Genomic DNA, 20021 nt, shown 5'->3' on the forward strand with positions numbered 1-20021 from the left:
GGTGAGGCGGAGGTGCGGGCGGGGACGCGGCGGCGGTGCGGGCGGCGAGGTGCGCGCCACCGCATGTGTCAAACTGACTGGACAGTGCGGGGGGCTGCGGTATGGTCCCCACATGATCCAGACAACCGCCAATGCCCCGACCCTGCCCCGCTTCGCCGATGCCGCGCCGCGCGGGCTCTGCACCGATTGCGGCGTCAGCCGGATGGCCGATCCGGCGGCCTGCGGGCGGGCCTGCCAGTTCATCAAGCCCGATTATCCGGCCCTCGAGGCGCAGGTTCACGGCCGCGCGGCGCAGGAGGGAGGCGACGAAGGCTTCTTCGGCGTGCACAGCGCGATGTATCGCGCGCGCATGACGGCCCCGGCCACGGGCGCGCAATGGACCGGAATCACGACCGGCCTCGCGGCGGAGCTGTTGCGGCGCGGCACCGTGGACGCGGTGCTGGCGATGGTGCCCGACGCCGACGATCGCTGGGCCCCGCGCCCGGCGATCCTGACGACGCCTGACCAGATGCAGCAGGCGCGCGGCATGCGCATGGGCTATGCACCGCTGCTGGCGCTGCTGGAACCCGCGCTGGCGGCGGGCCACCGGCGCATCGCCGTCATCGGCATCCCCTGCCAGATCCACGCCCTGCGCGCACTGGAAAGCGAACTGGGGTTCGAGCGGATCTACGTCATCGGCACGCCCTGTTCGGACAACACCACGACCGCGAACTTCCACGGCTTCCTCGCCCGCCTGACCCCCGCGCCCGACACAGTGACTTATCTGGAATTCCGGGCCGACTACCACGTGGAGCTGCGCTTCACCGACGGGTCGCGGCGGCTGATCCCGTTCCTGCAACTGCCGCTGTCGGACCTGCCGGGGGATTTCTTTCCCCTCACCTGCCGGACCTGCGTGGATTACACCAACCGGCTGGCAGACATCACCGTGGGCTACATGGCGGGCATGGGCGACCAGTGGCTGATAATCCGCAACGCGCGCGGGGCCGAGATGCTGGCGGCCCTTGGCGATGCCGTGCTGCTGGAGGCACCGCAATCACATGGCAAGCGGGCCTCGGCGGTGAAGGGTTTCATCGCCAACACCGCGCGGGCGGCGGGCGGACTGCCCCTGCGCCGGATGCCCGACTGGCTGCGCCCCGTCATGGGCTGGCTGATGCCGCGCCTGGGGCCGAAGGGGCTGGAATTCGCCCGCGCACGGGTCGAGATGAAGGCCGCCGAGGCGATCCTGCACCTGCGCCGCGAGCGGCCCGCGATGATGAAGAACATGATCCCGGGCCACGTCTGGCGCATCGCCGCCCCCTACGGGCTGGTGCCGGACGACGGCGAGCAACGCGACGACGCGCCGCCGACGACGTGACTGAGTTCACTGCGGCGCCCGCCTGCAGGGCCGCAAGGTATCCACACCGCGACCGCCCTCAGGCACCACCAGCCGTCAGGTCGGACTAGACCGCGACCTTACGGCTTTCCTCGAGGTAGATCTCGCGCAGGCGGGCGGCGACGGGGCCGGGCTTGCCCGCGCCCACGGCGACTCCGTCGATCTCCACCACCGGCATAACGAAGGTCGAAGCCGAGGTGATGAATGCCTCGTCCGCTTCCTGCGCCTCTGCAATGGTGAAGGGCCGCTCCTCGATCTTCATCTGCGCCTCGGCGGCGAAGCGCAGGACGGCGGCGCGGGTGATCCCGTGCAGGATGTCGTGGTCGCGCTGGCGCGTGACGATGGTGTTGCCCTTGACGATATAGGCGTTGTTGGACGTGCCTTCGGTGACGGTGTCCTCCTCGACCATCCACGCGTCGTCGACGCCGGCGGCCTTGGCCATCATCTTGCCCATGCTGGGGTACAGCAACTGCACCGTCTTGATGTCGCGGCGGCCCCAGCGCATGTCGGGGATGCTGATGACCTTCATCCCCGTCTTGGCCATCGGGCTGTCGGCCATGCCGGGCTTGTCCTGCGTGAACAGCACGATGGTCGGCGGCGTGTCCTTCGGCGGATAGGCGAAATCGCGATCGCCGGGCGCGCCGCGGGTGATCTGCAGATAGATCATGCCGTCGGTGATGCCGTTGCGCGCCACCAACTCGCGGTGCACCTCCAGCAGCGTGTCCTTGTCCGACGGATGCGTCATGTCGAGGGCGTCGAGCGAGCGTTGCAGGCGCACGGCGTGCCCGTCGAAGTCGATCAGCTTGCCGCCCAGCACGCTCGTCACTTCATACACGCCGTCCGCCATCAGGAAGCCGCGGTCGAAGATCGACACCTTCGCCTGATCCTCGGGCAGGTAGTCGCCATTCAGGTAAACGGTGCGCATGATCTCATCCCCACAGTGCGGCGCTGGGCGGGTGCACGCCAGCGGTGTCATAATGCAAAGCATGAACGCGGTCGTGCGCCAACAACAGCGGCCCGTCAAGGTCCACGAACGCCGCATCCTGCGCCAGCAGCGTGGCGGGCGCCATCGCGAGCGACGTGCCGACCATGCAGCCGACCATGACGGCATAGCCCTCCACCACCGCCGCGCCCTTCAGCGCCAGCGCCTCGGTCAGGCCGCCGGTCTTGTCGAGCTTGATGTTCACCATGTCGTATTTGCCCCGCAAACCGGGCAGCGATGCGCGGTCATGACAACTTTCGTCCGCGCAGACTGGCAAGGGTCGGGCGATCTCTCCCAGCATGTCGTCTGCGCCTGCGGGCAAAGGCTGTTCCACCATCGCGACGCCAAGGCGCAGCAGATGCGGGGCGAGATCGGCATAGACCTCTGCCGTCCAGCCTTCGTTGGCATCCACGATGATCGTGGGGTCTGGCGCGCCGCGCCGCACCGCCTCCAGCCGGGCCATGTCGTCCGGGGTGCCCAGCTTGATCTTCAGCAGCGGACGGTGGGCGTGCAACGCCGCCTGCGCCTGCATCGCGTCCGGCGTATCGAGCGACAGCGTATAGGCCGTGACCTGCGGCATAGGCTGCTTCACGCCCGCCAGATCCCAGACCCGCACGCCCGCCCGCTTCGCCGCCAGATCCCACAGCGCGCAATCGACGGCGTTCCGCGCCGCCCCCGCAGGCAGCAACGCCTGCAACCCCTCGCGCGTCAGATCCGCAGGCAGCCCCGCGATCTGCGCCGCGACGCTGTCCGACGTTTCGCCATAGCGCGCATAGGGCACGCATTCGCCGCGCCCCACATGCGCCCCGTCCGTCACCGTCACCGTCAGCACATGCGCCGCCGTCCGCGACCCGCGCGAGATGGTGAACACCTGCACCAGTGCGAACGTGTCCTGCGTCACCGCGATCTGCATGACCTTGTCCTCGCTTTTTTGGAAATACTCCCGCCGGCGGCTGTCCTCGTCGTCAGACGAGGGCATCCACAAGACGCCCCGCGCCTTGCCGGTACGGATCGACTGTCGCCAGCCCCATCCGGTCCTCGACCTCGGCCAGATATGCTTCAAAAGCGTCCTCGGCCAGATGCTGCGTGTTCACCGACACGCCGACGACGCGGCACGCCGGATTGGCGATCTGTGCCAGCGGCAGGGCGGTGTCGCGCAGCGCCTCCAGCGTGGGCAGGCCGCGTTCCGGCAGGCCACGCAGATGGGTGCGCGTGGGCTCGTGCGCGAGGATCAGCGCATCGGGGGCACCGCCGTGGATCAGCGCCAGCGTCACGCCGGAATAGCTGATGTGGAACAGGCTCCCCTGCCCTTCGATGTGGTCCCAGTGGTCGGGGTCGGCGTCTGGCGTCAGCCATTCCACCGCACCGGCCATGAAATCGGCGATCACCGCATCCAGCGGCACGCCCTGCCCGGTGATCAGGATACCAGTCTGCCCCGTGGCGCGGAAAGTCGATTTCAGCCCCCGCGCCTGCATCTCGGCGTCCATGGCGAGCGCCGTATACATCTTGCCCACGGAACAGTCGGTGCCGACGGTCAGCACGCGGTGGCCCGTCCGCGCACAACCGTTGGCGATGGGATAGGCCACCGTGGGCACGCGCACGTCGTGCAGGGCGCGGCCATGCGCCCGTGCCGCCGCCACCAGATCGGGGTCGTCGCGCAGCAGGTTGTGCAGGCCGGAGGCGACGTCATAGCCCAGCGCCAGCGCCTCCAGCAAACACGCCTTCCAATGCGGGCCGATCACGCCGCCCCGGTTGGCCACACCGATCACCAGCGTCTGCGCCCCCGCAGCACGCCCTTCGGCCAGCGTCATTTCCGACAGCTTCAGGTCGGCCTGACAGCCGGGCAGGCTGATCTGGCCCACCGCATGATCGGATCGCCAGTCGCGGATGCCGATGGCCACCTTGGCCGCCAGCATGTCGGGCGCGTCGCCCAGAAACAGCAGATAGGGGGTGCGGATCACGGCATCTCTCCAGCCTGTAGTGACGTCAGCCTGACACGGAAACGGGCGCTGCACCAGCGGTGCAACGCCCGGTCACCGCGCCTGATCGGGCTCAGCTGTGGTAGGCGGTCTCGCCATGCGCCGACAGGTCGAGGCCCATACGCTCTTCCTCTTCGGTCACACGCAGGCCGACGACCAGATCGACCAGCTTGTAAAGCACGATGGACGCGATGCCACACCAGACGATGGTGATGCCGACCGCCTGAATCTGGATCCAGGTCTGCGCGCCCATCGAAAAGGCAGGATCGCCCAGACCCGTGCCACCCAGGGACGGCGCCGTGAAGATGCCCGTCCCGATCGCCCCGACGATGCCGCCGATGCCGTGCACGCCAAAGACGTCGAGGCTGTCGTCGTACTTCAGCTTCTGCTTCACCACCGCCACGAAGAAATAGCACGCACTGGACGCGATGGCGCCCAGCACGATGGCACCCACCGGACCGATCGTCCCGCAGGCCGGTGTCACGGCGACAAGGCCCGCCACCATGCCCGATGCCGCACCCAGCATGGATGCCTTGCCGCGCGTCACCGCCTCGATCCCGCACCATGCGAGGATCGCACCAGCGGTGGCGGTGAAGGTGTTGATCATCGCCAGAGTGGCGCCGCCGTTCGCCTCGAGGTTAGAGCCCGCGTTGAAGCCGAACCAGCCGACCCACAGCATCGCACTGCCCACCATGGTCAGCGTCATCGAATGCGGCGCCATGTTGTCACGGCCCAGACCCACGCGTTTGCCGATCATGATCGACCCGATCAGCGCCGCGATGCCTGCGTTGATGTGCACCACGGTGCCGCCTGCGAAATCGATGGCCCCCATGTTGAAGATCAGACCCGACGCGTCCCAGACCAAGTGCGCGACGGGGAAATAGACGACCGTCACCCACAGCAGCACGAACAGCATCAGCGCGCTGAACTTGATCCGTTCCGCGAATGCGCCGACGATCAGCGCCGGCGTGATCGCGGCAAAGGTCATCTGGAACGCGATGAACAGGTATTCCGGGATCACCACGCCGTCGGTGAATGTCGGGGCCATGCTGTCCGGTGTGACACCGACCAGAAACACCTTGCCCCAGCCACCCCAGAACGGGCCGGTGCCACCGCCGAAGGCCATGGAATAGCCGTAGACGACCCACACGACCATCACCATCGCGGTGATCAGGGTGCACTGCATCAGCACCGACAGCATGTTCTTGGACCGCACGAGGCCGCCATAGAACAGCGCGAGGCCCGGCACGATCATGAACAGCACCAGCACGGTCGCCGTCATCATCCAGGCGACGTCGCCCTTGTCCATCGTGGGCGCGGCGGCATCCTGTGCGGCCGCAAGTTGTGGCAGCAGTCAGGCCACGGTGGCCGCTGCGATTGTCGTCAGTCTCATCTGTGGATGTCCCCCTGGCGCTGCCTACAGCGCGTCGTCGTTCGTCTCTCCGGTGCGGACGCGCAGTGCGCCCGCAACGTCGAGGGTGAAGATCTTGCCGTCGCCGATCTTGTTGGTGCCGGCGGTGCGGGCGATGGTGGTGACAACCTGCTCGGCCAGATCGTCGGGCACGACGATCTCCAGCCGCAGCTTGGGCACGAACTGCACCACGTATTCCGCGCCGCGATAGACCTCCGTGTGCCCGGACTGGGTGCCGAACCCCTTGACCTCCGACACCATCATGCCGCGCACACCGACATCCATCAGCGCGCTGCGCACCTCGTCGAGCTTGAAGGGTTTGATGACGGCGATGATCAGATTCATGACGGATCCCCATGTCGCTTCCTGACGCCAACAGCGCCCCGAAACGAACATCGGACAAGGGCAAGCGCCGGCCTGTGCCTGAAAGCACGGCACATCACGCACTCGCGGCGTAGAGTTTAACCATGAAGCGTAAAAATACGGCTGTAGATAAATCAACCCAAAGGAGGAAAGGTTCAGTCACGGCAGGGTCAGGACATGAAAAGGCCCGGACGCGCACGTCCGGGCCACTCGCGATCAGCCGATGGGAGGGATCAGCCCTTCGCGAATTCGGGGTAGGCCTCCATGCCCATCTCGGCCTGGTCGAGGCCGGTCATCTCGGCCTCGGCGGTGACGCGCAGACCGATCGTCGCCTTGAGGATGATCCACACGATCAGCGACAGGACGAACATGAACGCACCGACCGACACGAAACCGACGAGTTGCGTCACATAGGACGTGTCGGCGGTGTTGAACGGGACGATCATGGTGCCCCAGAAGCCCGCGACGAGGTGCACCGGGATCGCTCCCACGACGTCGTCGATCTTCAGCTTGTCCAGCACCGGCACGACCAGAACAGCGATGATGCCACCCACGGCGCCGATCAGCAGCGCACCGAACAGCGACGGGTCGAGCGGACCCGCGGTGATCGACACGAGGCCGGCCAGCGCACCGTTCAGCACCATGGTCAGGTCGACCTTGCCATACGTCACCTGCGTGAGGACCATTGCGGCCACCGCACCGGCGCTTGCCGCCATGTTGGTGTTCGCCATGATGCGGGCGATGTCGCTGATGTCGCCCACAGTGCCCGCGGCCAGCTGGCTTGCGCCGTTGAAGCCGAACCAGCCCATCCACAGGATCAGCGTGCCCAGCGTGGCAAGGGCCAGGTTGCTGCCCGGCATCGGGAACGCACGACCATCCTTGTAGCGTCCGATGCGCGGACCCAGGATCAGCGCACCCGCCAGTGCCGCGAAACCGCCTGCCGCATGCACGAGGGTCGAGCCTGCGAAGTCATAGAAGCCCATCTCGCTCAGCCAGCCGCCGCCCCACTGCCACGACGCCTCGATCGGATAGAGGACGCCGGTCAGCACGACGGTGAAGATCAGGAACGGCCACAGCTTGATGCGCTCGGCCAGCGTGCCCGACACGATGGACGCGGTCGTGGCGCAGAACATCACCTGATAGAAGAAGTCCGACGCACCGGAGGCATAGTCGAGTGACGCCGCATCCGCGGCAAGGCCCACAGGCTCCAGCGACGCGGGCGAGAACAGCGTGCCGAGATAGCCTACGATGGTCCAGCCGTCGCCGGGATACATCAGGTTGTAGCCGATCAGCCAGTACATGATGCCCGCAATGGCAAAGAGCGCGATGTTCTTGGTCAGCTGCGTGGTCACGTTCTTGGACCGCACCAGCCCCGCCTCGAGCATGGCAAAGCCCGCGGCCATCCACATGACGAGGATGCCACCGATCAGGAAAAGGAAGGTGGTCATGACGTAGGCGCCGATGTCGTCGAACGACGGCGTGGCCGCCTCGACGACCTCCGCGGCGGCTTCGGCCGCGGGTGCCGCGGCGTCCTGCGCCAGCCCCATGACCGGCAGCGCCAGCAGCAGGGCCGCCAGCGGCAGGGTTGATTTGAGCAGTGATGGATTCATCGTGGTCTGTCCCCTTGTTGCGCAGCTGTTACAGCGCGTCGTCGTTCATTTCGCCGGTGCGGACGCGCATCGCGGCTTCCACATCGAGGGTGAAGATCTTGCCGTCGCCGATCTTGTCGGTCTTGGCGGTGCTGGCGATGGTGCCCACGACCTGTTCGGCCATGCTGTCGGGCACCACGATCTCCAGCTTGACCTTGGGCACGAAGTTCACGGCGTATTCCGCGCCGCGATAGATTTCCGTATGCCCGGACTGGGACCCGAACCCCTTGATTTCGGACACCATCATGCCGCGCACGCCGATGGCGGTCAGCGCCTCGCGGACCTCCTCGAGCTTGAACGGCTTGATCGTTGCGATGATCAGTTTCACGTGATGTTTTCCCCATTCGCTATGACGGGGACGGGCCCCGGTGGTGCATGTGCCTGCCAAACAGGCGGTACCGGAGGACCGAGGCACAAGAAAAGTCACGCCATTCCACAGGCTGAGTCACCAAATGTTGCACATTTTTTGCACAATGGGACATCTGCGCCTGTTTCTTGTGCAGTCGGGAAAACGAATCCCCCTCCCGGCAACAGCACGGGACAATCCCGCTGCGGGGCGGTAAGAAGGGCGAAACGCGCAAGAAACGGACCGGGCAGCGATGGCGAAGAACAGCAAGACGGGCAAACCTCTTGTCGCGGACCGCCGCTATGGCGCGGCTGCAGCGACTCCGTCCAAGGCGACGACCGCCCCGCGCCCGCGCAAGGCCCGCACCCCGCGGCGCAGCCGTCCGCGCGGCCCCATCGGTCTGTTGCTGCTGCCGTTCACGTGGGCGCTGGGCCTGATCCTGCGCGTGACGTGGAAACTCGGGCTGGCCGTCGTCGTGCTGATCGCCGGCGCGGCCTTCTGGTATTCGATGCAGATGCCCGCGATCACTGCCCTCGTGGACGGACGCACGCGCGGGTCCGTGACATTGCTGGACCGCGACGGCGCGGTGTTCGCGTGGCGCGGCGACCAGTTCGGCGGGATGATCACCGCCGATCAGGTCTCGCCCTACCTGCACGACGCGGTCGTCGCGACCGAGGATCGCCGCTTCTACCGCCACATCGGCGTCGATCCGCGCGGCGTCGCGGGCGCCATCCGCATCAACATGAGCGAGGGGCGCAGCCCCCTGTCCGGCAACGGCGGCTCGACCATCACGCAGCAGACCGCCAAGCTGCTGTGCCTCGGCGTGCCCTTTGACCCCGCGACGTGGGACAGCGAACGCGCCTATGAAGAGGACTGCCGCCGCACCACGATCTGGCGCAAGGTCAAGGAGGCGATCTACTCCATGGGCATGGAGATCGCCTACGGCAAGGAAGACATCCTGACCGTCTATCTGAACCGGGCCTATCTGGGCGCGGGCAGCCGCGGATTCGAGGCGGCGGCGCAACGCTATTTCGGCAAGTCCGCCAACGAGGTGAACGTCGCCGAAGCGGCGATGCTGGCAGGTCTGCTGAAGGCACCCAGCAGCTATGCGCCCACATCCAGCATGGAGCGGGCGGTGGACCGCGCCAACGTGGTCGTCGGCCTGATGGAGGCGCAGGGCTACATCACCGCCGCACAGGCCGCCGATGCGCGCGCAAACCCCGCGCAGCTCAGCACTGCGGCCGAGGCACGGGCGGGCGGATACTTTGCCGACTGGGTGATGGACCAGGGGCCGGATTTCTTTACCCAGAACACAACCGAGGATGTGATGATCCGCACCACGCTGGACCAGCGCATCCAGACCGCGGCGGAAACCGCGCTGTTGTCGGTGTTCGATGCGCGGCTGAAGGAAAGCAGCGAAGCCGAGGCCGCCGTCATCGTGATGAGCGCCGATGGCGCCGTGCGCGGCATGGTCGGCGGGCGCGACGTGCGGGCGACGGGCGCGTTCAACCGCGCCACGCAGGCCAAGCGGCAGCCGGGATCGGCCTTCAAGCCGTTCATCTATGCGGCAGCCCTCGATCTCGGCTTCAGTCCGAACGACATGATCGTGGATGCGCCACTGACGATCGACGTGCCGGGATCGGGTCCGTGGCGGCCCGAAAACTATGACCGGCAGTTCCGGGGTCCGGTGACGCTGACGCAGGCGCTGGCGGAATCCCGCAACATCCCCGCCATCCTTCTGTCAGAGGAGGTCGGCCGCGAACTGGTCCGCACCGTGGCGCAGAAATTCGGCATCACCAGCGATCTGGCCGCCGGTCCCGCGCTGGCGCTGGGCGTGTCGGAAACCACGCTGATCGAAATGACGGGTGCCTATGCCGGGATCCTGAACGGCGGGTCCGCCGTCGTGCCTTACGGCCTGATCGACCTGCGGCTGCAGGGCGACGATGCGCCGCTGATGGACAATGCGGGCGTAGGCCTGCAGGAGCGTGTGATCCAGACCGGGGCCGCACGACAACTGACCTACATGATGAGCGAGGTGATCCGTGCCGGCACAGGCACCCGCGCGCAGATCCCCGGCTGGGAACTGGCGGGCAAGTCGGGCACGACGAACAGCGCCCGCGACGCATGGTTCGTCGGGTTCAACGCGGATTACGTCGTCGGCGTCTGGATGGGCTACGATGACAACAGCCCGATGCAGGGCGTCACCGGCGGCGGCCTGCCGGCCGAGATCTGGCAGGCGACCATGGCCGGCGTCGTGGCGGGAGAGACGCCGCGTCCCCTCCCCTATGACCTGCCGACCATGGGCACCCGTGGCGAGATGGTGGCGGATTCCACGATGACGGCCGACACCCAGATCCTCGACGTGCTGGACAACATCCTGAACGGTCTGGCGAACTGAACGGCCTGGCGAACTGAACGGCCTGGCGAACTGAACGGCCTGGCGAACCGAACGCCGCAGCGGCCTAGTCGGCGGGTGGCGTGTCGATGACCAGCGGCACGGCATCCGGGTCGGGGCACCGGTCGTAGACAAAGGCGTATCCGTCCCAGACCATGATGATCCCGTCGCTTTGTGCGCTGTTCAGCAACATCGCCCGCTCGTTGAAGGTCTGACCTTCACCGCTGCAGGCCATGGTATAAAGCTGCGCATCCATATCCACGACGTTGACGGGGTTGGTCATCCGGCACTCGACCTCGACGCCATAGAAGATGCCCTCGGCGATCCGGACAGACCCTCCGTCGATGCCCACGAGGGCACATTCCGCATTGGCGGCCTGCCGATAGGTCCCGTCGAACGGCCCCGCAGCGACCGGCGCCGCCAGAACCGTGCCCAGTCCGGCACATGTCACATATGTGGTAAGACGGACCACGCCGCACATCCTTTTGCTTGCGCCCCGGACCCGCCGGGCGGCTGACGCAAGGTTATCCCATGTGGCTGACCGTGTCACGCAGGGGCGACCGGCCGTGTGATTGGGTCTGGCGATGATTGCCGTTCTTTCTTTGTTCATGCCTGCGCGGCAGAGTATAGGGATGGGGCTGTCAGCCGGGACTGGTGCCGATGCTCTGCATGTTCAGGACAATCGGGGGGTGGACATGCATAACCCCTATTTTCGCCGTGCATGCGCGATATGCTCCACAGCAGGCAGGACGTGATGCAATTGTGTGGGGCTGACGCGTGAGACAGGATGACGACCGGACAGCGCGGAACGGTGGCGCCGAACTGCTGGCAGTACGGCACGAGGGGCGCGCGCTCTACTGGGCGGTTGGCATCTTCAGCTTCTTCGTGAACATGCTGATGCTGACGGGCCCCCTGTACATGCTGAACGTCTATGACCGGGTGCTGGGCAGCCGCAGCGTGGAAACGTTGATCGCGCTCAGCGTGCTGGTCGTGTTCCTGTATGGTCTGATGGGTGTGCTCGACTTCGTGCGGGGCCGCGTGATGGGGCGGCTGGGTGCCCGCTTTCAGGCGCGTCTCGACCGGCGCGTGTTTGCGGCCACGCTGCAGGCGCAGTCCCAGAACCGCGCCCTGGACGAGGCCAAGACCGGCCTGCGCGACCTCGAAGCGGTGCAGCGCCTGATCACCTCGCCCGCGCTGATGGCGGCGTTCGATCTGCCGTGGACACCGCTGTTCTTTTTTGGGATCTTCATCTTCCACCCGGCGATGGGCTGGCTGGCCATTGCCGGCGGCGTCGTGCTGGTCGGCGTTGCGCTGGCCAACCAGATCGTCACCAAGAAACCGCTGGAAACGGCAAACGCGGCATCGTTCCAGTCCGAAAGCCTCGGCGCACAGATCCGGGGCGAAGCCGAAATGGTGCAGGCCCTGGGTATGCGCGGCGCCGCTTTCGACCGCTGGCAGGTGGCGCGCGGGGCATCGCTGGATGCCACAATCGGCGCGTCTGACAGTGCCGGCACCTTCGGCGCGGCGACCAAGACCTTCCGCCTGTTTCTCCAGTCGGCCATGCTTGGGCTGGGGGCCTACCTGGTGCTGCAGGGCGAGATGACGGCGGGTGCCATGATCGCGGGGTCGATCCTGATGGGCCGCGCACTGGCCCCGATCGAGACGATCGTGGGTCAGTGGGCCGTGTTTCAGAGAGGCCGCGAAGGCTGGGGTCGCCTGTCCCGCCTGCTCGGCGCCATCCCGGAAGAGCCGGCCCGCACCGCCCTGCCCGCGCCGCGCGCGATCATCACGGCCGACAGCGTGACGGTCATCCCGCCGGGCGAACAGCAGGCCAGCCTGCGGTTGATCAGCTTTGCCGTGCAGCCCGGTCAGGCGGTGGGCGTCATCGGCATTTCGGGTGCGGGCAAATCGACGCTGGCCCGCGCCCTGACGGGCGTGTGGCGACCGGCGGGCGGCAAGATCCGGCTGGATGGCGCATCGCTGGATCAGTACGATGCCGATACGCTGGGGCGACACATCGGATATCTGCCGCAGCGGGTGCAACTGTTCGACGGCACGATCAAGGACAACATCGCGCGCATGTCCATGACCCCGGACGATGCGGCCGTGGTCGCCGCGGCCAAGAAGGCCGCCGCCCACGAGATGATCCTGCGCCTGCCGGACGGCTACGACACCCGCGTCACGGCCGGTGGCGGGCGGCTGTCGGGCGGCCAGATCCAGCGCATCGGCCTTGCCCGTGCGATGTATGGCGATCCGGTGATGCTGGTGCTGGACGAGCCCAACAGCAATCTGGACAACGACGGATCATTGGCGCTGAACGCCGCCATCCGCGCCGCCAAGGCCGAGGGCAAGGCCGTGTTCATCATGGCCCATCGGCCCGCAGCGATACAAGAGTGCGATCTGTTGCTGGTGATCGAAAACGGTGCGCGCCGCGCCTTCGGCCCCAAGGACGAGGTCCTGCGCGAGGTGCTGCAGAATGCGCAGGACGTGACGCGGACCAAGGGTCAGTCGGCGGGCGTGCAATGACCGCGCCGCAGGTGCCCAGCCGCTGGTCGGCCACGAAGCCCTTGCTGACGGGGATCGTCACGATCGTCGTGCTGGTGGGTGGGTTCGGGGTCTGGGCCGTGTTCGCCACGATCAGCGGCGCGGTCATCACCCAGGGCCAGATCGAGGTCGATCGCAACCGGCAGGTGATTCAGCACCCGGACGGCGGCGTCGTCGAAGAGATCCTCGTGCGCGAAAATCAGCTGGTCGCGGCGGGTGACCTGCTGATCCGCCTCGATTCGTCGGCCATCGTCAGCGAACTGGCCGTGGTCGAGGGGCAGTTGTTCGAGATCCTCGCCCGCCGCGCCCGGCTGGAGGCGGAGCGCGACGGTGCCGCGACGCTGACCTTCGATCCCCTGCTGCAAGAGACGGGCGCTGCGGCAACGGATCTGATGGACGGGCAGCAGTTCCTGTTCGAGGCGCGGCTGGACACCCTGCTGCGCGCGACCGAACAGCTGGAACAGCAGCGCATGCAGATCGCCAGTCAGGTCGACGGGATCGCGGCGCAACAGACCGCCATGACCGAACAGACCGCCCTGATCGAGGAGGAGCTGACCGATCAGCAAAGCCTGCTCGACCGTGGGCTGGCACAGCAGGGCCGCGTACTGGCCCTGCGGCGAGAGGCCGCCAGCATGCGCGGCCGCATCGGAGAGCTTGCGGCCCAGACCGCACAGGCGGCGGAACGACGCACCGAAATCGAGATCGAGATCCTGGGCCTGACGAGCACGCGGCGCGAAGAGGCGATCAGCCTGCTGCGCGACCTCGAGTTCAACGTGCTGGAACTGTCCGAGCGCCGCCGCACGCTGCGGCAGCAACTCGACCGGCTCGACATTCGCGCGCCGCTCTCGGGTGTCGTCTATGGCCTTGCGGTGTTCGCGCCCCGCTCCGTGATCCGGTCCGCCGATCCGCTCCTTTACCTGATCCCGCAGGACCGCCCGCTGGTGATCGCAACGCAGGTACAGGTGACGGATGTGGACCAGATCTTCGTCGGGCAGGACGTGGTGCTGCGACTCGCGGCCTTTGACCAGCGACGCACCCCGGAACTGACCGGCGAGGTCACGCAGATCTCTGCCGATGCCTTTCAGGACGAACGCAACGGCCTGTCGTTCTATCGGGCGGAGGTGCGGATGGACGATGGCGAGATCGAGAAGCTGCCACCCGGCATGACGCTGATCCCGGGGATGCCGGTCGAGGCCTATGTGCGTACGGCGGATCGGTCGCCGATGGATTATTTCATCAAGCCGCTGGCCGATCACTTTGCCAAGGCCTTCCGCGAGAGCTAGATCGAAGGGGGCGACGTCATGGTGCGCTGCGAACGAGGGGAATTCCGATGAGCGAGATCGAAGCACGGCTGGCACGCATGGGTCTGACCCTGCCCGACGCCCCCGCACCCGCGGCAAACTACGTGCCGTTCGTGCGCAGCGGGTCCATGGTTTGGGTATCGGGCCAGATCCCGCACGGGCCGGACGGCCTGATGCGCGGCAAGCTGGGCCATGACGCCAGCATCGACGATGGCATCATGGCCGCACGCGCCTGTGCGCTGGCCGTGCTGGCGCAGGTCCGCGCCGCCTGCGACGGCGATCTGGGGCGTCTCAAGCGCGTGGTCAAACTGGTGGGCTTCGTCAACTGCACCCCCGATTTCACCGACCAGCCACGGGTCATCAACGGCGCCTCCGACCTGATGGTGGGACTGTTGGGCGACGCGGGCCGCCATGCCCGCTCCGCCGTCGGGGCAGCCTCCCTGCCGCTCGGCGTGATGGTCGAGGTTGAAGCCGTCTGCGAGGTCGCCTGATGCTTCCCAAACTCTTTGTCTCGCGCCCCATCGCGCACCGGGCCTACCATGACACGGCACACGGCCGGGCCGAGAACAGCCTGACGGCGGTGAGATACGCCGTCGAACATGGCTACGGCATCGAGATCGACCTGCAGCTGTCCAGCGACGGTGTGCCGATGGTGTTCCACGACTACGACCTGCGCCGCATGACCGATCAGCAGGGCGCGGTCGCCCAGCGCCATTCCGACCAGCTTACGCAGATCGCCCTGCGCGGGGACAGCACGCCCATCCCGACACTGGCCGATGTGCTCGCGACCGTCGCGGGCCGCGTGCCGGTGCTGATCGAGCTGAAGGATCAGGACGGTGCGCTGGGGGCCACCATCGGCCCGATGGGTCGCGCGGTCGCCGCTGTGTTGGAGCCCTACAAGGGGCCCGCCGCCGTCATGTCCTTCAACCCGCACATGATCGCCGAAATGGCCGAGCTTCTGCCGCAGGTGCCGCGCGGCCTGACCACCGGGTCATTCAGTCGCAGCGACTGGCCCACCGTGCCGGAAGCGACCCTCGCGCGGCTGGCCGATATCCCCGACTACGGCACCGTGGGTGCCAGTTTCATCAGCCATTATCACAGGGAACTGGACCATCCCCGCGTGGCAGAGCTGAACGAACAGCACGGGGCCGCCATCCTGTGCTGGACGATCCGCAGCCCGGAGGAGGCGTTGGCCGCCCGCCAGCATGCCGACAACATCACGTTCGAAGGATACGCCGCTTGACGCGGGCGCGCCGTCGCCCACCTTGCGCCAGATGACATCCGACACCCCCACCGTCACCGTCACGACCCACGGGTCGCTGGACCAGATCGCCGCCGCAGACTGGGACGCCTGTGCGGCTCCCGGCGACGGGCGGCCCAACGACCCGTTCACGACCTACCGCTTCCTGCGCGCGCTGGAAGACAGCCGGTCCGTGGGGGGGCGCAGCGGCTGGCAGCCGCAGTATCTGGTGGCCCGCGCGGACGACCGCGTGATCGCGGTCGCGCCCATGTATGCCAAGGGTCATTCACAGGGCGAATACATCTTCGATTTCAACTGGGCGCAGGCCTATGAAAATGCGGGTGGTGACTACTACCCCAAGCTGCAGATCGCGGTGCCCTTCACCCCCGCCACCGGGCGGCGATTCCTTACGCGCCCCGGTTTCGACGACATCGGCATGGCGGCCCTCGTGCAGGGCGCGGTGCAGATCGCATCCGACAACGGGCTGTCGTCGCTGCACGCCACCTTCTGCACCGCGGAAGAGGCGGAAAAGGGTCGCGAGATGGGCCTGATGGCCCGCGTCGGTCAGCAGTTCCACTGGGAAAACCGCGGCTATGCGGACTTCGACGGCTTCCTTGGCCACCTGTCCAGCCGCAAGCGCAAGAACATCCGCCGCGAACGCGCCGAGGCGCAGGGCTTCGGCGGGCGTATCGTGGCGCTGACCGGCGATCAGATCCAGCCCGCGCACTGGGACGCCTTCTGGCGCTTTTATCAGGACACCGGCAACCGCAAATGGGGCACGCCATACCTGACCCGCGCGTTCTTCGACCGCGCGCAGGACACGTTGCGCAACGACATGCTGCTGGTGCTGGCGCTCGATGGCGACCGGCCCGTGGCGGGGGCGCTGAACTTCATCGGGCGCGACACGCTGTTCGGGCGCTACTGGGGCAGCACCGAATACCACCCGTCCCTGCATTTCGAGCTGTGCTACTATCAGGCCATCGACTTTGCCATCGCGCAGGGTCTGAGCCGGGTCGAGGCGGGGGCGCAGGGCGAACACAAACTGGCGCGCGGTTACCTGCCCGTGGCGACCCATTCCCTGCACTGGATCGGCGACGCGGGTTTCCGCGACGCGATTGCGCGTTATCTGGTGGCCGAGACACGCGCCGTGGACGAGGAAATCGAGGTGTTGACCGCCTACGGCCCGTTCAGGCGCGACACCCGAGAGGAACAGCAATGACCAAGACGATACTGACGCAAGACCAGATCCAGCCCCTGCTAGACGCCGGATGGACCCTGACCGACGACGGCGAGGCGGTGACGAAGACCTATGAGTTCAAGGATTTCGTCGCGGCCTTCGGCTGGATGACGCAGGTGGCGATCCATGCGCAGACGATGGACCATCACCCGGAATGGTCCAATGTCTACAAGACGGTAGAGGTCGCCCTGACCAGCCACGACGCAGGCGGGCTGACCGCGCGCGACGCGAAGCTGGCGGGGATCATGGATACGCTGGCGGACCGGTAACGTGGGAGATTTGCTGAACCGCCCGCTGCTGAACGGCACGTCGATCATGGATGTCCTGACGCTGGAGTTTCTGGCATCGGCCATCGGATCGGTCCTGAGCGCCATCGTCATCATCACCATCGGATTCGTCATCGGCGGCTGGCTGGCGGGACGGATCCAGAGCATCGGTGGCAGGAATCGCCATCTGGACGCGACCCTGTTCACGTTTCTGGGCAACATCGTCCGCTACGTCGTCATCGGGTTCGCGTTCCTGTTCGTGCTGAATACGTTCGGCGTGCAGACGACCAGCGTCGTGGCCGTGATCGGTGCCGCCGGTCTCGCCATCGGTCTGGCATTGCAGGGCACCCTGTCGAACGTGGCGGCGGGGGTGATGATCATCTTCTTCCGCCCCATCAAGCTGGGCGATTTCGTGACCATCAACGGCCAAAGCGGGACTGTGAAGGCGATCAACCTGAACTTCATTGAAATGGCGAGTGTCGGGAACTATCAGATCATCATCCCCAATTCCGAGGTCTGGGGAAATACGATCGTCAATTTTTCGGTCTATCCACAGCGCCGTGCGGAATGGACGTTTGGCGTGGCCTACGGGGCCGATCTGGATGTGGCGCACCGGGCCATCATCGACACGATCATGGCCGACCCGCGCAGCCTGACCGAACCGGAGCCGTTCATTCAGGTGAACGGGCTGAACGCCAGTTCGGTCGATTTCCTCGTCCGCGTGTGGGTGAACCGGGTCGATTTCTTTCAGTATCAGGCGGACATGAAGCGCCGGGTCAAGGACGCGCTGGATGCCGCAGGGGTGGAAATCCCGTTCCCGACCCAGACGATGATCGTGACCGATCCCGACTGACGTGATCCTGCGCGCGGTGCACCGCCTCGCGCGCAGGGCGCAACGCCGTCAGGCCATCGCGTCCAGCAGGCTCTCGCCGCCCGAGATGTCGCATTCGCCGGGGCCGGGCTCTTCGTTCAGGATCGTGACCACGCCATTTTCGACCAGCATCGCATAGCGCTTGGATCGCTTGAGGAATCCCACGGCGGGGGCGGTGAAATCCATGCCGATGGCCGTGGTGAACGTACTTTCCGCGTCGCCCAGCATGGTGATGCCCGCATCGATGGCGCCCGTCGCCTCGCCCCATGCCTTCATCACGAATGGGTCGTTGACGGCCAGACAGATCACCTCATCCACGCCCTTTGCCTTCAGCGCGTCCATGTTGCGGATAAAGCTGGGGACATGCGCGGTGGTGCAGGTGCCGGTATAGGCGCCCGGCAGACCAAAGATCACGACCTTGCGGCCCTTCAGCTTGTCCGCGATGGACACGGACGCGGGGCCGTTCTCGCCCATGGTCAGGACGGTGGCATCTGGCAGCATGTCGCCGGTTGTGATGGTCATCTTGGGTGTTCCTTCGTCGTTTGCGTAACCTGTGACGGGCTATATACGCTGGACGAGGACAAAAGAAGCGGGCGCGGCGTCATGGACAGCCTTGGCACCCACCGGGGAGATCGCCAATGAGGATCATCGCAGGCCAGCATCGCGGCACGCATCTGGTCGCCGTCGGCGACGGCGATGCGGCGGCACATCTGCGCCCCACCACCGACCGCGTCCGTGAAAGCCTGTTCAACGTATTGCAGGGCGGACGCTTCGGCGATCCCATCCGCGACGCGCGCGTGCTGGATCTGTTCGCAGGCACGGGTGCCCTGGGGCTGGAGGCGCTGTCGCGCGGCGCGTCCCATGTCACCTTCGTCGATGACGGCGCCGTGGCGCAGCGCCTGATCGCGGGCAACGTGGCCAAGATGAAACGCGCTGCAGACTGCACCCTGCTGCGCTGCCGCGCAGATGCGCTGCCTGCCGGTCACCCCTGCGATCTGGTTTTCATCGATCCGCCCTATGCTCAGGGGATGGGCCTGCCCGCCCTGCGGGCCGCCCGCGCGACAGGCTGGATCACCCCCGGCACCCTCGTGGTGTGGGAGGAGGCCGCCGCCCAGATCGCGCCGCAGGGCTTCCGCGCCGCGGACAGTCGTCGTTACGGCGCGACGTGGATCACGCTGCTGACGGCTATCTGATCTGTGTCGGGAAAAAGCGGTCGCCCGGCGAGGTCGTGAAGATCTCGCACCCATGCGCGGTGATGCCGACCGAGTGTTCGAACTGCGCCGACAGCGACTTGTCGCGTGTCACGGCGGTCCAGTCGTCCTTCAGCACCACGGTTTCGGGACGGCCAAGGTTCACCATCGGCTCGATAGTGAAGAACATGCCCTCCTCCAGCACCGGGCCGGTGCCGGGACGGCCATAGTGCAGCACGTTGGGGCTGGCGTGGAACACCCGGCCCAGCCCGTGACCGCAGAAGTCGCGCACCACGGACATGCGCTGCGCCTCGACGAAGCTCTGGATCGCGTGGCCGATGTCACCGAAGGTGTTGCCGGGACGGGCGGCGGCGACGCCCAGCATCAGCGCCTCGTGCGTGACCTCGATCAGCCGCTCGGCCTTCGGCGACGGGGTGCCCGCCACGTACATGCGCGACGTGTCACCATACCAGCCATCCACGATCACGGTGACGTCGATGTTCAGGATGTCGCCGTCCTTCAGCGCATCGCTGTCCCGGCGCTTCTCGTAGTCCTTCGAGATCGTCTCGTCCTTGGCCTTGGGGATGGGCGCGCCGGGGATGCCGTGGCAGACGACGTGATTGACCGAAATGCAGCTGGCGTGCTGATAGCCGCGATATCCGATGGTGGCGCTGGTGGCCCCCGCCGCACTCACCCAGTCGGTGATGAGCTTGTCCAAGGCCTGCGTAGTCTGACCCGGAAACACGTGATCCGCAATGTCGTCGAGGATCGTCGCCGCCAGCCGCCCGGCGCGGTTCATCCCGCCGAAATCCGCGAGGGCATGGAGGCGGATGCTGTCCTTGGTCAGATGTGCGGTCTCGGTCATCTCGGGTCCA

The 20021-nt window shown here is 66.6% G+C and carries 20 protein-coding genes; 10 read left to right on the forward strand and 10 right to left on the reverse strand.

The genetic code is table 11. From position 1 onward, the window contains the following. Positions 1-112 precede the first annotated feature (112 nt). Positions 113-1354 (forward strand): Coenzyme F420 hydrogenase/dehydrogenase, beta subunit C-terminal domain, encoded by a 1242-nt coding sequence (locus tag BMX16_RS11055; protein ID WP_089903197.1) that lies wholly within the window; start codon positions 113-115, stop codon positions 1352-1354. Positions 1355-1439: 85 nt separating this feature from the next. Here the strand turns inward: BMX16_RS11055 and BMX16_RS11060 are convergent, their stop codons facing one another. The 7 genes from BMX16_RS11060 to BMX16_RS11090 all read right to left on the reverse strand — a co-directional run bounded on the left by BMX16_RS11060 (position 1440) and on the right by BMX16_RS11090 (position 8084). Beyond that, positions 1440-2297, reverse strand: coding sequence for a D-amino-acid transaminase (locus tag BMX16_RS11060; RefSeq protein WP_177174636.1), 858 nt, complete (start codon positions 2295-2297; stop codon positions 1440-1442). Positions 2298-2301: 4 nt separating this feature from the next. After that, positions 2302-3267, reverse strand: coding sequence for an N-acetyl-D-Glu racemase DgcA (gene dgcA, locus BMX16_RS11065; protein WP_089903402.1), 966 nt, complete (start codon positions 3265-3267; stop codon positions 2302-2304). A gap of 52 nt (positions 3268-3319) precedes the next feature. Beyond that, a complete protein-coding gene (gene dgcN / locus BMX16_RS11070; RefSeq protein WP_089903200.1) occupies positions 3320-4315 on the reverse strand; it encodes an N-acetyltransferase DgcN in 996 nt (331 codons plus the stop codon). Positions 4316-4406: 91 nt separating this feature from the next. Next, positions 4407-5618 carry an ammonium transporter gene (locus tag BMX16_RS11075; RefSeq protein ID WP_245731489.1) on the reverse strand — a complete coding sequence of 404 codons (1212 nt, stop codon included), beginning with the start codon at positions 5616-5618 and terminating at the stop codon, positions 4407-4409. Positions 5619-5750: 132 nt separating this feature from the next. Further along, positions 5751-6089 (reverse strand): P-II family nitrogen regulator, encoded by a 339-nt coding sequence (locus tag BMX16_RS11080; RefSeq protein WP_089903206.1) that lies wholly within the window; start codon positions 6087-6089, stop codon positions 5751-5753. Positions 6090-6340: 251 nt separating this feature from the next. Next, a complete protein-coding gene (gene amt, locus BMX16_RS11085) occupies positions 6341-7717 on the reverse strand; it encodes an ammonium transporter (RefSeq protein WP_177174637.1) in 1377 nt (458 codons plus the stop codon). A gap of 28 nt (positions 7718-7745) precedes the next feature. Further along, on the reverse strand, positions 7746-8084 hold the full coding sequence (locus tag BMX16_RS11090) for a P-II family nitrogen regulator (protein WP_089903209.1): 339 nt from the start codon (positions 8082-8084) through the stop codon (positions 7746-7748). 271 nt (positions 8085-8355) lie between these two features. Between BMX16_RS11090 and BMX16_RS11095 the strand changes: the two genes are divergently transcribed. Further along, positions 8356-10500 carry a transglycosylase domain-containing protein gene (locus BMX16_RS11095; protein ID WP_089903211.1) on the forward strand — a complete coding sequence of 715 codons (2145 nt, stop codon included), beginning with the start codon at positions 8356-8358 and terminating at the stop codon, positions 10498-10500. 64 nt (positions 10501-10564) lie between these two features. On the opposite strand, the gene BMX16_RS11100 is transcribed toward BMX16_RS11095, so the two are convergent. Next, positions 10565-10969: a hypothetical protein gene (locus tag BMX16_RS11100; RefSeq protein WP_245731493.1), complete on the reverse strand. Its 405-nt coding sequence runs from the start codon at positions 10967-10969 to the stop codon at positions 10565-10567. Between the two features lie 305 nt (positions 10970-11274). On the opposite strand from BMX16_RS11100, the gene BMX16_RS11105 reads away from it, so the two are divergent. From BMX16_RS11105 to BMX16_RS11135, 7 genes are read left to right on the forward strand one after another with little or no spacing between them, the layout of a single operon-like run. Next, the gene (locus tag BMX16_RS11105; protein WP_089903214.1) at positions 11275-13023 is read left to right on the forward strand and encodes a type I secretion system permease/ATPase; all 1749 of its coding nucleotides are present in this window, start codon (positions 11275-11277) and stop codon (positions 13021-13023) included. Continuing rightward, on the forward strand, positions 13020-14324 hold the full coding sequence (locus tag BMX16_RS11110) for an HlyD family type I secretion periplasmic adaptor subunit (RefSeq protein ID WP_089903217.1): 1305 nt from the start codon (positions 13020-13022) through the stop codon (positions 14322-14324). Before BMX16_RS11105 ends, BMX16_RS11110 begins: the two co-directional genes overlap by 4 nt. Before the next feature lie 47 nt (positions 14325-14371). Then, positions 14372-14833 carry a RidA family protein gene (locus BMX16_RS11115; RefSeq protein ID WP_089903220.1) on the forward strand — a complete coding sequence of 154 codons (462 nt, stop codon included), beginning with the start codon at positions 14372-14374 and terminating at the stop codon, positions 14831-14833. After that, positions 14833-15585, forward strand: a complete 753-nt coding sequence (locus BMX16_RS11120) for a glycerophosphodiester phosphodiesterase family protein (RefSeq protein ID WP_089903223.1) — start codon at positions 14833-14835, stop codon at positions 15583-15585. Before BMX16_RS11115 ends, BMX16_RS11120 begins: the two co-directional genes overlap by 1 nt. A 31-nt stretch (positions 15586-15616) precedes the next feature. Continuing rightward, positions 15617-16801 carry a GNAT family N-acetyltransferase gene (locus tag BMX16_RS11125; protein ID WP_089903411.1) on the forward strand — a complete coding sequence of 395 codons (1185 nt, stop codon included), beginning with the start codon at positions 15617-15619 and terminating at the stop codon, positions 16799-16801. Next, on the forward strand, positions 16798-17088 hold the full coding sequence (locus BMX16_RS11130; RefSeq protein ID WP_089903226.1) for a 4a-hydroxytetrahydrobiopterin dehydratase: 291 nt from the start codon (positions 16798-16800) through the stop codon (positions 17086-17088). Before BMX16_RS11125 ends, BMX16_RS11130 begins: the two co-directional genes overlap by 4 nt. A 46-nt stretch (positions 17089-17134) precedes the next feature. Beyond that, positions 17135-17938 (forward strand): mechanosensitive ion channel family protein, encoded by an 804-nt coding sequence (locus BMX16_RS11135; protein WP_089903413.1) that lies wholly within the window; start codon positions 17135-17137, stop codon positions 17936-17938. A gap of 48 nt (positions 17939-17986) precedes the next feature. On the opposite strand, the gene BMX16_RS11140 is transcribed toward BMX16_RS11135, so the two are convergent. Next, positions 17987-18478 carry a peroxiredoxin gene (locus BMX16_RS11140; RefSeq protein WP_089903229.1) on the reverse strand — a complete coding sequence of 164 codons (492 nt, stop codon included), beginning with the start codon at positions 18476-18478 and terminating at the stop codon, positions 17987-17989. A gap of 116 nt (positions 18479-18594) precedes the next feature. On the opposite strand from BMX16_RS11140, the gene rsmD reads away from it, so the two are divergent. After that, positions 18595-19149 carry a 16S rRNA (guanine(966)-N(2))-methyltransferase RsmD gene (rsmD, locus tag BMX16_RS11145; RefSeq protein WP_089903232.1) on the forward strand — a complete coding sequence of 185 codons (555 nt, stop codon included), beginning with the start codon at positions 18595-18597 and terminating at the stop codon, positions 19147-19149. Here the strand turns inward: rsmD and map are convergent. Next, on the reverse strand, positions 19142-20011 hold the full coding sequence (map, locus tag BMX16_RS11150; RefSeq protein WP_089903235.1) for a type I methionyl aminopeptidase: 870 nt from the start codon (positions 20009-20011) through the stop codon (positions 19142-19144). The two genes, rsmD and map, sit on opposite strands and share 8 nt — an antisense overlap. Positions 20012-20021 lie beyond the last annotated feature (10 nt).

The organism is Loktanella fryxellensis (assembly GCF_900110065.1).
In the GTDB taxonomy this organism is placed as follows: Bacteria; Pseudomonadota; Alphaproteobacteria; order Rhodobacterales; family Rhodobacteraceae; genus Loktanella; species Loktanella fryxellensis.

What these genes read in the sequence shown, in the direction of transcription:
- BMX16_RS11055 (WP_089903197.1), top strand. Translation starts at nt 113, where the DNA reads ATGATCCAGACAACCGCCAATGCCCCGACCCTGCCCCGCTTCGCCGAT.
- BMX16_RS11060 (WP_177174636.1), bottom strand. Translation starts at nt 2,297, where the DNA reads ATGCGCACCGTTTACCTGAATGGCGACTACCTGCCCGAGGATCAGGCG.
- dgcA (WP_089903402.1), bottom strand. Translation starts at nt 3,267, where the DNA reads ATGCAGATCGCGGTGACGCAGGACACGTTCGCACTGGTGCAGGTGTTC.
- BMX16_RS11075 (WP_245731489.1), bottom strand. Translation starts at nt 5,618, where the DNA reads ATGATGACGGCGACCGTGCTGGTGCTGTTCATGATCGTGCCGGGCCTC.
- BMX16_RS11080 (WP_089903206.1), bottom strand. Translation starts at nt 6,089, where the DNA reads ATGAATCTGATCATCGCCGTCATCAAACCCTTCAAGCTCGACGAGGTG.
- amt (WP_177174637.1), bottom strand. Translation starts at nt 7,717, where the DNA reads ATGAATCCATCACTGCTCAAATCAACCCTGCCGCTGGCGGCCCTGCTG.
- BMX16_RS11095 (WP_089903211.1), top strand. Translation starts at nt 8,356, where the DNA reads ATGGCGAAGAACAGCAAGACGGGCAAACCTCTTGTCGCGGACCGCCGC.
- BMX16_RS11110 (WP_089903217.1), top strand. Translation starts at nt 13,020, where the DNA reads ATGACCGCGCCGCAGGTGCCCAGCCGCTGGTCGGCCACGAAGCCCTTG.
- BMX16_RS11115 (WP_089903220.1), top strand. Translation starts at nt 14,372, where the DNA reads ATGAGCGAGATCGAAGCACGGCTGGCACGCATGGGTCTGACCCTGCCC.
- BMX16_RS11120 (WP_089903223.1), top strand. Translation starts at nt 14,833, where the DNA reads ATGCTTCCCAAACTCTTTGTCTCGCGCCCCATCGCGCACCGGGCCTAC.
- BMX16_RS11125 (WP_089903411.1), top strand. Translation starts at nt 15,617, where the DNA reads ATGACATCCGACACCCCCACCGTCACCGTCACGACCCACGGGTCGCTG.
- BMX16_RS11130 (WP_089903226.1), top strand. Translation starts at nt 16,798, where the DNA reads ATGACCAAGACGATACTGACGCAAGACCAGATCCAGCCCCTGCTAGAC.
- BMX16_RS11135 (WP_089903413.1), top strand. Translation starts at nt 17,135, where the DNA reads ATGGATGTCCTGACGCTGGAGTTTCTGGCATCGGCCATCGGATCGGTC.
- BMX16_RS11140 (WP_089903229.1), bottom strand. Translation starts at nt 18,478, where the DNA reads ATGACCATCACAACCGGCGACATGCTGCCAGATGCCACCGTCCTGACC.
- rsmD (WP_089903232.1), top strand. Translation starts at nt 18,595, where the DNA reads ATGAGGATCATCGCAGGCCAGCATCGCGGCACGCATCTGGTCGCCGTC.
- map (WP_089903235.1), bottom strand. Translation starts at nt 20,011, where the DNA reads ATGACCGAGACCGCACATCTGACCAAGGACAGCATCCGCCTCCATGCC.